Genomic DNA, 1130 nt, shown 5'->3' on the forward strand with positions numbered 1-1130 from the left:
CACCGGCCCCCGCGCCGGCGCAGCCCGCCCCGGCCGCCCCGGCTCCGGCCGCCCAGGCCGCTCCCTCCGGTGACGACGGCGCGTACGTCACGCCGCTGGTCCGCAAGCTCGCGTCCGAGAACAACGTGGACCTGAGCTCGGTCAAGGGCACCGGCGTCGGTGGCCGTATCCGCAAGCAGGACGTCGTCGCCGCCGCGGAGGCCGCCAAGGCCGCCGCAGCCGCTCCGGCCCCGTCCGCCGCTCCGGCCGCCGCCAAGGCGCCGAAGCTGGAGGCGTCCCCGCTGCGCGGTCAGACGGTCAAGATGACCCGCATGCGCAAGGTCATCGGCGACAACATGATGAAGGCCCTGCACTCGCAGGCCCAGCTGACCTCGGTCCTCGAGGTCGACATCACCAAGCTGATGAAGCTGCGCAACCAGGCGAAGGCCGCGTTCGCCGCCCGTGAGGGCGTCAAGCTGTCCCCGATGCCGTTCTTCGTGAAGGCGGCGGCCCAGGCGCTGAAGGCCCACCCGGTCATCAACGCCCGGATCAACGAGGACGAGGGCACCATCACGTACTTCGACTCGGAGAACATCGGCATCGCCGTGGACGCCGAGAAGGGTCTGATGACCCCGGTCATCAAGGGTGCGGGCGACCTGAACATCGCCGGCATCTCCAAGAAGACCGCGGAGCTCGCGGGCAAGGCGCGCGGTGGCGGCCTGACGCCGGACGACATGTCCGGCGCGACCTTCACCATCAGCAACACCGGTTCGCGCGGCGCCCTGTTCGACACCGTCATCGTCCCGCCGAACCAGGCCGCCATCCTGGGCATCGGCGCGACGGTCCGCCGTCCGGTGGTCATCGACCACCCGGACCTCGGCGAGACCATCGCGGTGCGCGACATGACGTACCTCTCGCTCTCCTACGACCACCGTCTGGTGGACGGCGCGGACGCCGCCCGCTACCTGACGTCGGTCAAGGCGATCCTGGAGGCGGGTGAGTTCGAGGTCGAGCTCGGCCTCTGAACGCCCCGGCTGTAACCAGCCTCACCAGCGGGGGGGGGGGGGGGGGGGGGGGGGGGGGGGGGGGGGGGGGGGGGGGGGGGGGGGGAAAAACGACGACGCCCCGCGCCGGGGCGGCCGGGGAAGGGG

1 protein-coding gene is annotated in these 1130 nt (G+C 72.4%); it reads left to right on the plus strand.

Annotation, left to right across the window (positions count from 1 at the left end; genetic code table 11):
* The coding region (gene sucB, locus JS521_RS06165) for a 2-oxoglutarate dehydrogenase, E2 component, dihydrolipoamide succinyltransferase (RefSeq protein ID WP_205081709.1) at positions 1–1004 on the plus strand (1004 nt) is incomplete at its 5' end.
* Between the last annotated feature and the right edge of the window lie 126 nt (positions 1005–1130).

Source organism: Streptomyces durocortorensis (assembly GCF_016901035.1).
GTDB lineage: Bacteria > Actinomycetota > Actinomycetes > Streptomycetales > Streptomycetaceae > Streptomyces > Streptomyces durocortorensis.